14 protein-coding genes are annotated in these 12,897 nt (G+C 56.4%); 5 read left to right on the top strand and 9 right to left on the bottom strand.

Annotated features, from left to right (window positions below; translation table 11 throughout):
- Positions 1-271 precede the first annotated feature (271 nt).
- Positions 272-1,054, bottom strand: coding sequence for a site-specific integrase (locus tag RBH26_RS18615; protein ID WP_306759878.1), 783 nt, complete (start codon positions 1,052-1,054; stop codon positions 272-274).
- 493 nt (positions 1,055-1,547) lie between these two features.
- On the opposite strand from RBH26_RS18615, the gene RBH26_RS18610 reads away from it, so the two are divergent.
- The gene (locus RBH26_RS18610) at positions 1,548-1,778 is read left to right on the top strand and encodes a helix-turn-helix domain-containing protein (protein ID WP_306759877.1); all 231 of its coding nucleotides are present in this window, start codon (positions 1,548-1,550) and stop codon (positions 1,776-1,778) included.
- A 64-nt stretch (positions 1,779-1,842) separates the two neighbouring features.
- On the opposite strand, the gene RBH26_RS18605 is transcribed toward RBH26_RS18610, so the two are convergent.
- Complete coding sequence (locus tag RBH26_RS18605; protein WP_306759876.1) at positions 1,843-2,415, bottom strand: type IV pilin N-terminal domain-containing protein; 573 nt, start codon at positions 2,413-2,415, stop codon at positions 1,843-1,845.
- 20 nt (positions 2,416-2,435) lie between these two features.
- Complete coding sequence (locus RBH26_RS18600) at positions 2,436-2,945, bottom strand: type IV pilin N-terminal domain-containing protein (protein ID WP_306759875.1); 510 nt, start codon at positions 2,943-2,945, stop codon at positions 2,436-2,438.
- 323 nt (positions 2,946-3,268) lie between these two features.
- Between RBH26_RS18600 and RBH26_RS18595 the strand changes: the two genes are divergently transcribed.
- Both RBH26_RS18595 and RBH26_RS18590 read left to right on the top strand, forming a co-directional pair.
- Entirely contained in the window at positions 3,269-4,063 is a 795-nt protein-coding gene (locus RBH26_RS18595) for a hypothetical protein (RefSeq protein ID WP_306759874.1), read from the top strand.
- Positions 4,064-4,513: 450 nt separating this feature from the next.
- Positions 4,514-5,818, top strand: a complete 1,305-nt coding sequence (locus tag RBH26_RS18590) for an IS4 family transposase (RefSeq protein WP_306759873.1) — start codon at positions 4,514-4,516, stop codon at positions 5,816-5,818.
- On the opposite strand, the gene RBH26_RS18585 is transcribed toward RBH26_RS18590, so the two are convergent.
- The 3 genes from RBH26_RS18585 to RBH26_RS21380 all read right to left on the bottom strand — a co-directional run bounded on the left by RBH26_RS18585 (position 5,796) and on the right by RBH26_RS21380 (position 7,236).
- Positions 5,796-6,422 (bottom strand): ABC transporter substrate-binding protein, encoded by a 627-nt coding sequence (locus RBH26_RS18585; RefSeq protein ID WP_306759872.1) that lies wholly within the window; start codon positions 6,420-6,422, stop codon positions 5,796-5,798. The genes RBH26_RS18590 and RBH26_RS18585 overlap by 23 nt on opposite strands.
- Before the next feature lie 200 nt (positions 6,423-6,622).
- Entirely contained in the window at positions 6,623-6,952 is a 330-nt protein-coding gene (locus RBH26_RS21385) for a GAP family protein (RefSeq protein ID WP_345784087.1), read from the bottom strand.
- Positions 6,892-7,236, bottom strand: a complete 345-nt coding sequence (locus RBH26_RS21380; protein WP_345784089.1) for a hypothetical protein — start codon at positions 7,234-7,236, stop codon at positions 6,892-6,894. The genes RBH26_RS21385 and RBH26_RS21380 overlap by 61 nt, the downstream gene beginning before the upstream one ends.
- Before the next feature lie 745 nt (positions 7,237-7,981).
- Here RBH26_RS21380 and RBH26_RS18575 point away from each other — a divergent pair.
- On the top strand, positions 7,982-8,515 hold the full coding sequence (locus tag RBH26_RS18575; RefSeq protein ID WP_306759871.1) for a hypothetical protein: 534 nt from the start codon (positions 7,982-7,984) through the stop codon (positions 8,513-8,515).
- A gap of 267 nt (positions 8,516-8,782) precedes the next feature.
- Here RBH26_RS18575 and RBH26_RS18570 read toward each other — a convergent pair whose 3' ends face one another.
- The 3 genes from RBH26_RS18570 to RBH26_RS18560 all read right to left on the bottom strand — a co-directional run bounded on the left by RBH26_RS18570 (position 8,783) and on the right by RBH26_RS18560 (position 11,238).
- Positions 8,783-10,297: a hypothetical protein gene (locus RBH26_RS18570; protein ID WP_306759870.1), complete on the bottom strand. Its 1,515-nt coding sequence runs from the start codon at positions 10,295-10,297 to the stop codon at positions 8,783-8,785.
- On the bottom strand, positions 10,294-10,584 hold the full coding sequence (locus RBH26_RS18565; protein WP_306759869.1) for a hypothetical protein: 291 nt from the start codon (positions 10,582-10,584) through the stop codon (positions 10,294-10,296). Before RBH26_RS18565 ends, RBH26_RS18570 begins: the two co-directional genes overlap by 4 nt.
- A 411-nt stretch (positions 10,585-10,995) precedes the next feature.
- Entirely contained in the window at positions 10,996-11,238 is a 243-nt protein-coding gene (locus tag RBH26_RS18560; RefSeq protein WP_306759868.1) for a hypothetical protein, read from the bottom strand.
- A 408-nt stretch (positions 11,239-11,646) separates the two neighbouring features.
- Here RBH26_RS18560 and RBH26_RS18555 point away from each other — a divergent pair, with 408 nt between their 5' ends.
- Positions 11,647-12,510, top strand: coding sequence for a site-specific integrase (locus tag RBH26_RS18555; RefSeq protein ID WP_306759867.1), 864 nt, complete (start codon positions 11,647-11,649; stop codon positions 12,508-12,510).
- Positions 12,511-12,897 lie beyond the last annotated feature (387 nt).

The following is a 12,897-nucleotide window of genomic DNA, read 5'->3' as shown; positions in this document are numbered from 1 at the left end:
GACACATCAGGCATTCTTCGGATACGTACTATTCCTCAGAGTGTGGGAGACACAACACTGCTCGAGAACTGGTTTCCGGGGAAGGTTCTCCCGGGATGGATAGCGACAAGAAATCCGAAGTGTCATCTATAATGGAAAGTTCGGAAGAATTGTAATCCCTGATTATTACAGTTTTGTTCGGAGGGAAAGTATGGGGTCGGAGGGATGGACACTACTCGGTATCGCGGCATCTTCAGGGCTGTACGCTCCAAATTTCGGGCGATATCGTCACTCATCGTTGTCTTCTATGTCGAGTTTCAGAGTTGTCTCGGCGCGCAGTTCTTCGAACTCCTCCCGCTCGGTCGCTTTGTAGTAGTGTCGCCGGATCGTCTCGGGTCGGGCATTGACTCGCTTCGCGTCCCTGCTCGTCGCGTTTTTCGAACCGCTCGCGGCTGATGTACGTCTGCAGGGCCTTCACGACCGGTTCGGAGATTCCGACGACGCGTTCGCCCTCGTCCTTGTTTTTCAACAGCGTTGGCGGCCGGTGTCGGAACTCGAGCGTCTGTCGGTCCGGATCGAAGTCACGGAGATCCAGGGCACGGATACCGCTCATCCGAGCGCCCACGTGCCAGGTGACCTCGAGGAACGCGTGCTCCGGGCGGCCGAACCAATGGGTCGACGATCGGAAGAACGACAGCAACGACTCCGCGTCGTTGACCTCGAGCATCGTGTCGTTGGACTCCTCCGCTCGCGAGAGCGTCGGGACGTTCACCTTCTCCGGGAGATCGTCTTCGACGACGTCGATCGATGCACAGTAATCGAGCAGCTGTTTCACGGCCGAGAGCTGTCCCTTCAGCGTCGCGGGCGCGACGCCCGCGGCCTCGCGAGCCGCCCGGTACTCGTCTAAATCCCAGCCGGTCACCTCCGTCATCGAGTCGATGCCTTCGTCTTCGGCCCACTGTACGAACCGAGTCAGTCGGTTCTCGTAGCTTCGAACCGTCTTCTCGGTGTTCTCCTGTCGACGACGGGAGAGAAACCGGTCACGGGCCTCTCGAGGCGAGAGATCCCTACTCACGGTCACCACGCTCCTGCCAGCGATCGGCGCGGAAGAACGCGCTTATCGGCCCGTTCTCGACGTCGTCACGTTCGAACGGACGATCGGCGATCGCCGTCCGGAACGCAGCGACCGGGCGAGATCGTGGCGGAGTCGCGGGTGCGTCGTGAACCGTAGTTCGTGCCGTAGGTCGTGGACCACTGGCTGATCGATGCGATCGATCGGGGGCTTTTTGCCCCGTTGCGATGTTCGCGTACATGCTTCCGTAGCTTTGGTACGGGAGCCAGGCGGGCCGGTGCCCCTAACACCGGGTCCGCGTTTTCTCGAGGACCGACCGGATAGCGGTGGGTCCGTCTGGCCTCCGTCACGCGAGCCAAAACGTTCCACTTACTTATAGTTAACCGAACTTACGTTAATCTGTAGGATAACATACGTTATGATCAGGTGTATCAACCAGTATCGCTAAAGTGCCAGCATGGCACGTGCCGGTATGGCAAGACCGAGGGTATCGTGGATGACACAAGCAGACGATCGAATTCTCGAGACCCTCGCTGACAGCGATCTCGTTCTTTCACCACGGGTGCTCGCAGTGAATACGGACTACTCGAGGCACTATGTGAGCGCTCGGCTTGGAGAGTTGCGTGATGCCGAACTCGTCGACCGTGTCGACGACGGTCTCTATCGGATTACTGATCGTGGATGTGCGTATCTCGAGGGAGAATTAGATAGCGACGATCTCGAGTGACACACTACACATAATACATAATAATATAAAATATGGTAATTGCTGTTGGTAGATGATTGATTAGTTAGTCGGGACTGCCGGTGGTAGTGTCTTCATCGAAGTTGACTTCCAGAGAGGAGACCTGTGTTTCATCGTCACCGTCGATCGCAACGATCGACAGTTCCACTTCGTGAGGACCTTCACTTGTGAATTCACCAACATCATCATTCAGGTCATGTATTTGGTCAATATCTTCATCCGGCTCGAGCGCTAGGGTGTCGCCCGCTCCGTCGAATGTAAATGTTCCAGACTCTGAGACATCGTCACTCTCATCCTCATCAAAGAAGAATTCCTCACCGAAGTCTGAACTACCATCCTCCGTATCGACGTCCGCACGAATTAGAAATTCGTCCGCGTTCCCCGTATCGATGGCTTCAATGACGATCTCGTCATCAGAGTACGTCACCTCACTATCAACGGAGGCAGTCAACGGCTCACTACCCATATCATCGCCCATATCCAGCACGAACGCTGCGATCACAGCTGCCAGGATAACAGTGATGGCCACCATCAGGATGACCCCGATGACTGGTGATACTGCGCGTTCCTTCTCGCTTCCGATCAACTTCTGTCTATATTTCGTTAGGTCTGCGTCCATAATCAATCTATTTGGATATCTTATTGATTATTCCAGACAACATCTACGCTGGAAACTTGTGTCTCGTCGTCACCGTCAACTGCAATAATTCGTAGTTCTGCTTCTTTGTCACCATCACTTGTGAATTCACTCACATCACTCTCCTCAAAGTCCACGTCGTCATTATCCTCATCCGCGGATAGTATTACAGTGTCACCCGATCCGTCGAATGTGAAGGTATCAGACTGACCATCATCAAAGATGTCATCTTCATTCTCGCCAGTTGCACGAATTAGAAATTCGTCCGCGTTCCCCGTATCGATGGCTTCGATGACGACCTCGTCATCAGAGTACGTCACCTCACTATCAACGGAGGCAGTCAACGGTTCACTGCCCATATCATCACCCATATCCAGCACGAACGCCGCGATCACGGCTGCCAGGATAACGGTGATGGCCACCATCAGGATGACCCCAATGACTGGTGATACTGCGCGTTCCTCCTCGCTTCCGATCAACTTCTGTCTGTATTTGGTTAGGTCTGCGTCCATGGTTTCTCACCACATCCGATCGGCGAGAAGGGTTATACACGGCGACGTCCAACCGCCATGTGTGCGCTCGAGGGACCACGCATACCAGCCACCTCGAGCGACCTTCCTTCGTCGCTGTCGGATGTTGATTGCAACGAGATCCTTTCCCTCGTATAAACCTATGGGGTAATGACAGTCCAGTAGGAACGAAAGGTTTTCAGATCTGATAATCAGCCACTCGCAGAACCGATCCAAGAGGGCCTTGAACCGTGTTTGAGGGCAATTCTCAGATCTGAAACCGATACTTGACAACAGTAATGTACGTTCGACCTCACGATCCGTACATGTCCACGTCGCTCGTTGCCGAGCGCGCGCTCGCGCGCACCTACGATTCCCGGGCCTACGCCGACACCTGGAGTGCCGTCGAAGACTATCGCCGGGTCCGCGAGCACCACCAGCGACATCCCGACCAGGGCTCGAGTGCCGTCGCGTCGCGACTCGATCTCCCGCGGGGTCGGGTCCGGCCGTGGCTCGATGGCTCGAAACCCGACCCGGTACGTGGGCTCGAGACTGCCCGCGACTACGGCTGGCTCGAGTGTGGGTACGCCGATCCCGAGTTCACGCCGCTGAACGTTCTCGTCGCGAACGTCTTCTCGGGTGGGTCGATCACCGAGCGAAACTACATGCCGTCGTTCGCGCTCCACGGGACGGACAGCCACGTACTCACCGCGCTCGAGGACGCCGGGGTCGACTACCAGCTCGTCGACGATCGTGATCGCCGTGCCGACGAAGCGCGGCCGACGACCGACGGTCCCGTTCTCGGGCGTGTGCTCTCGGTGCTCGGTGCTCCCGTGGGCTCGAAAACGGAGCAACATCTCTCGCTGCCGGTCTACCTCGAGAGCGCTCCGACCGACGTCCGCGAAACGTTCGTTGCCGCGTACCTCGAGAATCGCGCGGTCGAACACGACGGGAAGGCGACGCTGACGATCAAGGAGGATCGTAATCGAACCTACCTCGAGGCGCTCGCCGATCTCATCGAATCGGTCGCGGACGGTCCGGTGGAACTCGGGGAGATGAATATCGTTATTTCGGCGGACGCTGCCCGATCGCTCGATCTTCGGTCACCGACTGCCGGCTGACAATATCATAATCTGGTTCGTAGTATTTATCAGCATAGTTGAATGGAAGAGAGATATGAGTATTATATTGGATATACTGCTGATTATACTCACCGCTGCTATCGCGATTGTACCAATTGGTACTAGAAAGTACTTTATATCAAATACAGAGAAGGCACTGGATCAATTGACTCCAGAGATACCTAATTCTCAGGGAGGTGCACTTCTAGGATTCTCTGGAGACGGACGCGAAGATAATTGGTCGTGTCCCAAACTGGTCTAGAGTCGTAACTGACTCCTGTGGAAACAGGGTCACCTCTGGTACCTACCCCGAAGTGACCCATGCACGCCACAATCGACGCGCAGTTCACAGTTAGTCTCGACCCCATCCGTCTTTAGTTAGGCGCAAAACCGCACGACAGCGGCGGCTTATCGAGAGTTCTTTTCGGAAGCAATGAGGAGGCGTCAGATGTGCACTCCGAACCCTCCTCACGTGAAGTAGAACGTCGTCTCACTAACTTCCTTCCATCTGAAGCGCTCGAAGACCACGCCGATGCCGTCGGCGTGGTCGAGCGTGACCGGAAACTGCAGATTCCTCCGCTCGTCTGGTCATTTGCGTTCGGCTTCGCCGGCGGCGCAAGCCGAACGCTCGCCAGCTTCAGACGAAGCTACAACTCAACTGCAGACAAGACATTGTCCTCAGGAGGCTTCTATCAGCGGTTGACGCCGACTCTCGCAGAGTACCTCCGCGACCTCGTCGAGTACGGGCTCGACGAGGTCGCTGTTCCCCACACTGTCTCAGAAGAGTTCAACCGATTCAGAGACGTAATGATCGCAGATGGAACGGTTCTCCGGCTCCACGAGTTGCTTTCTGAGGAGTACGAAGGTCGCCGTGAGGAGCAGGCTGGAGCACGGCTCCACCTGCTCCACAACGTCACTGAGCAGACGATCGACCGGTTCAGTGTCACAGACGAGAAACGACACGACAGCACACAGTTCGAGACAGGATCGTGGCTCGAAGGCCGGTTAGCGATCCTCGACCTGGCCTATTTCAAGTACCGACGATTCGCATTGATCGACGAGAACGACGGCTACTTCGTGAGCCGACTGAAACGCAGCTCTAACCCGGTTGTAACCGACGAATTACGGGAATGGAGCGGCCGCGCCATTCCCTTGGAGGGGAAGAAAATCTTCGACGTCGTGGACGATCTCTGTCGCAAGTACATCGATGTCGAAGTTGAGATCGAGTTTGACCGGAGAGAGTACGCGGGCACGCAGTCACGCGATACGAAACGGTTCCGCGTCGTCGGCGTCCGCAACGAGGACGCCGACGACTACCACCTGTACATCACGAATCCCTCACGCGAAGAGTTCCTGCCGGAGGATCTAGCGACGATCTACCGGTGCAGGTGGGAGGTAGAACTACTGTTTCGGGAGCTGAAGACGCAGTACAGACTGGATGAGTTCGATACGACGAAGAAGCACGTCGTAGAGATTCTGTTGTACGCGGCGCTGTTGTCCTTGGTCGTGAGCCGTGAGTTGCTCAGTCTGGTCATCGAACACGCAGATGATGAGCTCGTGTTCCCGCCGGAACGCTGGGCGGCGACCTTCCGGTCGCACGCCCAGCTCATTCTCTACCGGTTGAGTGGCTACCTCGGGTATTCTCCACCACCACTGCTTGACCGCCTCATCGCCGACGCGCAGAAGATCCACAAACAACGCCCGATTCTCCAAGAACAGCTCGCTATCGCCATCAAGCCGGCTGCTGAGGCCTAACTAAAGACCAATGCGTGGTGGCGTAGGTGTCGGCGGTCGGTAACAGGCTGAAAATCCACTCGTTGTCGCGCTCGAGTATCTGCCTGCTAGCGCCGCCACCCGCAACCATCGGCCGCTCGGCGTTCGCCGCGACGTCACTGGCCGGCAGTGTAATTCCGCTCGAGTACGGCCCCACCAGGTAGTCGATCCCCGCCTGGTTGACGAGGTCCTGGTAGATGGCTTCGCTCCTCGAGGGGTTGCTCTCGTCGTCTCGCAGGACCAGCTCGAGATCGTAGGTAGTACCGTCGCCCGCTTCGACGCCGCCAGCGTTGTTGATTCGCTCTCTGGTCAATTCGTACGCGTCCGCATACAGCCGACCGAGGTCGGAGAGATCGCCGGAAAGGCTCATCGAGCCGCCGAGTGTGATCGTGTCCGTCGGCGTCTCGTCACCCCCGTCGTCTTCGTCGCTGCTATCGTCCGCCTCGGAAGCGGTGGCGGTTGCCGTCGACTCGCCACCCAGACAGCCTGCAAGGCCGGCGGCGCCCGCTCCCCCGGTCGCTTTCAAAAACCGTCGACGATTCGTACTCCGTCGCTCCTGTCCACTGGCGTTAGATCTTCTCGACATCTTCCACTCCAACTCCCCACAAAGTTCGCAAAGTAGCTTTCCGGCGGTTAGCGTGAGTTTCCCTGCCCTGTACCTGTACTCGAGGAACGTCGACGGTACCGTCTCAGTGCTGATAGCGACGGTCGCTATCGTGTACACGGTACCCGGAACCACCGCCTGCTCGTGGCGTTTCCGACGCCACTATCCCCTTCGATAGAGAGTCACCCGACGATGTTGTTGATGGTAATCACGACAAAGATGAGGATCACGATTTCGCTCACGATCCACGAATGTGTGTTCATCCACGTGCGAACCGTCGGAAGGAGCGTCTCCGCACGGTCGCCGATCATAACCAGTGAAAGCGATGGAACGGCCAGAAACAGTAGCGTCAGTAAGACAAACCCGGTCGCGTACCACAGCGGATCGCCGTGACTCGCGAGGTAGGTCCCGACGGTGATCGACGTGAGAATGTCGGTCGGAAAGAACCCCATCAACAGGAATCCCAGTTGGAACGAGAACGTCGGAGTCGCGGTCTCGAGTTCCCCATCCACGCCGGGGGTTCCGATTGCTCGCGCTTCAGGTAGACGTTCACCATCGCGGCGAGGAGAACGACGAGTACGAACAGCTGCAGCATCCGGTTCGATCCGCCTTGACGAACGCCACTGCCGAAATAATACGCGAGCGTGACGACGAGACTGATCGAGAGGGAGGCGCCGAAGACGAACGCGGCCGAATTCCGCCGCCAGTCCTCGCTCGTGGCCAGAAAGATGGCGCTGAGGATTTGTGGCCCGCCGATCATGACGAATACCAGGGGGAGGATTACCAGGAAGTTCATCGTTCGAGGATTACACGCGTGATCGCGGCCTGTCCGTCGACACTCGAGATTTTCGGCTCACGATTATGACCGACGTCGATTGGAACACCACGGCCCGAGTATTGCTGGTTGTCAACTTCACTTATGCAACTTTCGATCGAATACACGTTCCACCGACATTATACCCCGCTCCCTCGAAGGAGGTTGTTGCTATCGCTAGCCAGCGCTGTCGCTGAAGACCGAAATAACCGAGTATACCGTTCACGCGTGTTGATCACGATGAGTCGAAAACTCGGCTCACGCGGAATCGACCTCCGTTTTTCGGGGGCGGAGTCCGAAGTTGTGCAGATGTTCGAATTACGCTAAGCCCTATCACTGTCCCGCTCGTCGAGCGTCCCGCGACAGTCTTCGATTTGCCGTTGCGGATCTTGCTCGTTTGTCGAAACACGAGCGTAGATAGCGGCATTCATTCTCACCTATACGTCACCTCTAATCAACTTAAAGAAAAGAGCATATCGACAGGGTGGCTAAGAAGAATACCTTTTCGACATGGAAGTATATGTCATAGACCTCTTTACGACGGGATCGGTAGGTTACGACTCTAGATAGGTTTGGGACACAACCGATGAATGTGACCGCCCGGTTGATGAGAGTTCAAACATGTCTGCGACGGCGAGCTGACGCTCTTCACTTCCTTGCGTGGCCAGGGAAGTTCGTCGGTGAGTAAAGCACTAACATCCGGGGTGTAAACAGTGACCTGCTAAACATGGGTAGTTGGGATGAGGTCTGCATCACGATAGCACCAGACGATGTCAGTCCTACGGCCGTTAAGACAAACCTTCAGGCAGCGTTGTCAGGTGATGATATCGAATCCATCCCTGCATCGTACACTGGGGACTACGGCGTGTTCAACGATATTAATCCAGGTGCAAGAAACTGGGACTACATCACGGAACACGGCAATTTTGAGGACATAAATGTGATTGAGGAAGACGGGAAGGTGTACGTGTACGGCGCTGATCTCAATAATACCGTAGTTGAGGTATGGGTTGCTGCAACGCTGTCTCTTGGATATGGTGACGGGTGGGCACTTGTAGCGTATACACAGGAAGCTGGTGCAGGCGGGTACGGATTCCTATATGAATGGGATGATGACGAAAACAGGTACGTAGAGGTGGATTCTATCGAAGCACCAGACGGCGGATACGATGATGCTCTCCACGATTACTTTGAAAATGAACACGAAATATTGCCTCGAACGTATAGCCTGCGACGGCTCGATGCCCTCCCGGCAGACTAGTACCCTATCCCGGGTTGCTTTATCGATCCATCAAGATCTATTATAAATGCTTGCCTGTGCCAGTAGTGCGTCCCCACCCAGAAACTAAAGTCTCGCAGTTGTCGAACGGTAAGCGTACTTTCGAGTATGACGACGGGAATCGATTCACAGTGGCAGTTCCGAGGTGGTCGTAGGTCATTTTGTCTGCAACACTCGCGCCTTCCATCTTGCATACCAGTACAAATACTACTCTTATCTGGTAATTTCTTCTTCGATCAGTTCGCAGTTCTACTGACCGGCTGAGACTGATTCTATGACACGCTGTACCGACTTGTAGGTGTTCAGGATCTCCCGAATGCGGATCTTCGCGTTCTCGTTCGGTTGCTCTCCCTTGCGGATCAGTTCGGCGCCGTACCGGGTGAGCCAGTTCTGCCACGCCCGACCCTTTCGCTCGAGATCGCGCGGATCGACGTCGAGCGTATCCTCGATAATCCGCGTCGTCGCTTCGACGGTCTCGTCGAGCTGGTCGACTAACTCGCGAACGCGATCGCGGATCTTCGCCGAGATGAACGACACGTTCCCGTTGTCGTTCTCGAGCAGATCGCCGAGTTTCCGCAGCGCGCGGTAGACCGTCGACGTCGACCAATCGGTTTCCTCGGCGATCTCGTCGACGTGGGCGTTCCCGCCATCGGTCACGGCCACCCGCTCGAGGACGTCCTGGTCGCGATCGGACAGCCTGGTCAGCGTCGAGATCAACACGGACTCCTGTTCGGTTTCGATCGCTGGCGTCGGATCGTCGAACAGCGCGACGTCCAGGTCGGATCGCTCGGTCGCGTCGAAGTGCCAGTCGGAAACGAACGACGTCGATCCCTTGGTCGGGACGTCCGACCACTCGAGGGTGTTGATCAGCGTCTCCTCGAGTTCCTGCCCGAGACCGTCGATTTCGTGCCAGGGATGAGCGCCGCCGTTCAGTCCCTTCTTGAACAGCGCACCGAGTTTCGGATGGTACAACGGGTCGAGTTCGCCATCGTCGGTTTTCTCGTCTTTGCGGACGTGCTCCGGGTGATAGTGCTTGAGTTGGAGCCCATGACGGGTACCGTCGGGGAACATCTTCGAGACGGCTTTCGTCGGCAGCCGGAGCTGGTGATTGTAGCCGACGACGTCGCGGTTGTCCGCCGAGTAGACGATCTTCGATCCCTCCTGGTCGGCGAGCAAGTGGAACAGTCGGTGAAAGATCCCATCGCTTCTGACGATCTTGCGTGCGTACTCCCGGTCGACACGGAGGTATCGCTCATACTGGGTGACTCTCGAGTACTCGTGTGGTGTGCCGGTGAAGTATTCGGCGTACCAGTCGACGTCGACTTTCTCCGCGATCGCCGACAGCACACGCGGGATCAGCTCCTCGATCTCCTCGGGCTCGAGGTTGACACACTGCTCGAGCTTGACGTTCGTCGCGAGCCCGAGATCGGCGGGGACGGACTGGGGACGACGCTCGCTCGACCAATCGAGTCGGGGCTGAATCAACAGCGGGAGCTTCCGTTCGTCTTCGCCGTGAGCCGTGACGCGGTATTCGCGAAGGTTTCCGTCGACCTTGTCCGACGGGCGCGGCTCGAGACCACCATCCTGGTAGCCAACGGAGACGACCCACCGTTCGCCGTCGATATCGATGTTGATGTCCTTCTGACCGCCGTCGTACGCCTCGACCACTTTCCCCCACTGCCAGTACGGTGAGTCGCCGTACTCGGTGTAGGTCAGATAGCCTCGAATTTCGTGAGCGGCCGTCGCCGGGTGGTCGGACGTCACTCCTGATCACCCCGATCAGACTCGAGAAGGCCGGTCAACACGGCCACCGGATTCCACCACGTCGCGGCCTGGCAGGAGTGACAGATATGCTTGAACGACGCGCAGTCCGTCGCCTCGAGCGTGGTCGGGTCGACCTGGGAATCGTGATCCATCGCCGCTGGATCGACGCGCTTGACTCGGGTCCGCCCACAGCCCACGCAGACCGCGTCGACGGGGATCCCGACCCGGCCAGCATCGGCGCTCGCCAGCTCGGCCTCGAGGTCGCGATCGTCGCGATCGACGCTCATCGCTGACCTCCGCTTTCGTTCGGCACCGGGTGGTTTCTGGAACGCTTCGTAACGTTCAGACAGGTTTCGATAGATGAACTACCAAAGCAATTGGGGAGGAGACTCAACCGGGGTTGGTCGCTAAGACGACGTATAGTAGCAATGAGAGCCCGTTGTCCTGAGTGTGATGATGGACTAGGTGAATTAGTCGACAAATACGTCTCTGAGGACGAGACGATCGCAGACTTCGAGTGTCCAGACTGCGGCCACGACTGGTCACTCCCGCTGTAAGTCGCTTGGTCTTGATTTTCATCTCGCCACGAAACAGTGTTCTTGCATTCCTCGAGCAAGCAACGAACCGCCTCGCTTGCTGGATGGGCGATGGGCGTTCGACTCGAGACGTCGTCCAGGTCGCTCGCACGAACGAACGTCTCAGACATCGACCTCACCACCGTGGCGGCCTTCCGACGTCTCGGGGTCGGGGATCGCGACGTCGGTCCCAGCTGCGGACCCACGGGTCAGTCGGCAGTAGGTGTCACACTCGGGACAGCGGTGAACTCGATCCCGATTGTCGCCGTAGACGCGGCAGAACTGATCGGAAACGTGAGATCCGCAGTGGCGACACGTCGACTGGCCAGTCGTCGATGGCCAGGGGGCGGTCGTCACGCAGACCACCCCGTGTTCGAAGTATGTCGAAAACCCGAGAGAAGCCGCTCCTCGGTTTTTATTTCAAATGGGGTCGGAGGGATTTGAACCCTTTCGTTCGCCTAACGACTCACGAAATAAATCCCCGACCCAACGCCTCGCAACCGTCGCTCGGCGTTTCCACTTTACCCCTTCAGGATTCATAATCTCAGATAGGTGGCCACTCGGTGCGACCGCTACACCCCAGCGTGAGTACACACGACCGACTGTGATCGGAGAACCCGATCAATGACACCCAACCGAAACGTTCACCCGCGCAAAGCACGGCGCGACTTCCTGACAGCAAAAAAGGCTACCCTCAAACACTCAGCCTACCGCGCCTACAAATACCCAACCAAACACTTCGTCCAATACCTCGAGCGAGAAGGCGTCGAATCTATGCAAGAGATGGACGGCTACCTAATCGAGCAGTGGAAACTGAACAGGCAAAAAGATGATCTCGCACCCGCCACGTTCAAAAGCAACGTCAAGCACATCAAAACGTTCGTGAATTGGTGCGAGAGTTCCAGCCTCGTCGAGCTGGGCATCGGTGAGAAGATCGACATACCGCAGATCCCAGAAGCCGATCAAGCCAGCCACAAACACATAACGCTCCAGACGGCACAGGAGATTCTTGGCTATCTTGAAACCTACCAGTATGCCTCGAGACAACACGCGCTGTTCTACACGCTCTGGGAGACTGGCTGTCGAATCTCAGGAGCTATCGCTCTCGACATTGGTGACTTCTATCCCGCAGAACGGAAGCTCGAGTTCGTCGACCGGAAGGAGCAGGGAACGTCGCTCAAAAACGGACCCAAGGGAGAACGCAACGTCACGATCTCCGAAGAACTGATTGGCGTCCTAAACGATTACATCGAGGTCCATCGTGAGGACGCGAGAGACGACTACAACCGGCGGCCACTCTTCACTACGAGAACCCAACGCCTCACGCGGCAGCGGGCGTACAAGAACGTCGTGGCCTTCTCGCGCCCGTGCGTGTACACGAACGACTGCCCGCATAACAAAGACATAGAGACGTGCGAAGCAGCTCAGAAAAAAGCGAAAGCCTTCGGCTGTCCGTCGTCAACATCAATGCATCCCATTCGCCGGGGAGCAATAACACACCACCTCAATAGTGGATGGCCCAAAGACAAGGTTAGTGACCGATGCGACGTGAGTATCGAGACGCTCGAGAAACACTATAACGAGCAGACAAAAGAGGACGAGAGAGAGACTCGAATGAAGTACGTCGATCGGTTGTAAGTTGGCCTGGAGGCCAGCGTAAGGAATAGAGGCCTGAAACTCCCGAATTTCTCACTTTCCAGAAAAACGGAGTACCAGGCTCTGTTGAAATCCTTCAGAGCGGATACGAACTGCGTGCTGAATACACAGCGCGAATGTGGGACGGTGTGAATGTCGATCAACGCGGAAAGTCGAGCGGTCACTACAGGGATAAGAATGGTCGCACTGGCTATCTACTACTTGTTATTGAACGGCCATCCCGCGTATTCAGGATTGCCGAGTATGTCTGACCACCAGTAAAAGAGTAAGATAATAACTGCCATTAGAAACCCGTATAGAACCCCAGATACGAAGGAATCACTGGAGAAATAAGAGACGAGTCCTATTGCTATTGGCAAAATCAATATA

Origin of the sequence: Natronolimnohabitans sp. A-GB9, assembly GCF_030848565.1 — an archaeon.
Lineage (GTDB): Archaea > Halobacteriota > Halobacteria > Halobacteriales > Natrialbaceae > Natronolimnohabitans.
This window is presented reverse-complemented; position numbering and strand designations above follow the sequence as displayed.

Bases quoted from the DNA above. Each gene is read 5' to 3' on its own strand.
- RBH26_RS18585 (WP_306759872.1), bottom strand. From the start codon at position 6,422: ATGTCGAGAAGATCTAACGCCAGTGGACAGGAGCGACGGAGTACGAAT.
- RBH26_RS18600 (WP_306759875.1), bottom strand. From the start codon at position 2,945: ATGGACGCAGACCTAACCAAATACAGACAGAAGTTGATCGGAAGCGAG.
- RBH26_RS18575 (WP_306759871.1), top strand. From the start codon at position 7,982: ATGGGTAGTTGGGATGAGGTCTGCATCACGATAGCACCAGACGATGTC.
- RBH26_RS18610 (WP_306759877.1), top strand. From the start codon at position 1,548: ATGACACAAGCAGACGATCGAATTCTCGAGACCCTCGCTGACAGCGAT.
- RBH26_RS18555 (WP_306759867.1), top strand. From the start codon at position 11,647: ATGCAAGAGATGGACGGCTACCTAATCGAGCAGTGGAAACTGAACAGG.
- RBH26_RS18595 (WP_306759874.1), top strand. From the start codon at position 3,269: ATGTCCACGTCGCTCGTTGCCGAGCGCGCGCTCGCGCGCACCTACGAT.
- RBH26_RS18565 (WP_306759869.1), bottom strand. From the start codon at position 10,584: ATGAGCGTCGATCGCGACGATCGCGACCTCGAGGCCGAGCTGGCGAGC.
- RBH26_RS18605 (WP_306759876.1), bottom strand. From the start codon at position 2,415: ATGGACGCAGACCTAACGAAATATAGACAGAAGTTGATCGGAAGCGAG.
- RBH26_RS21380 (WP_345784089.1), bottom strand. From the start codon at position 7,236: ATGAACTTCCTGGTAATCCTCCCCCTGGTATTCGTCATGATCGGCGGG.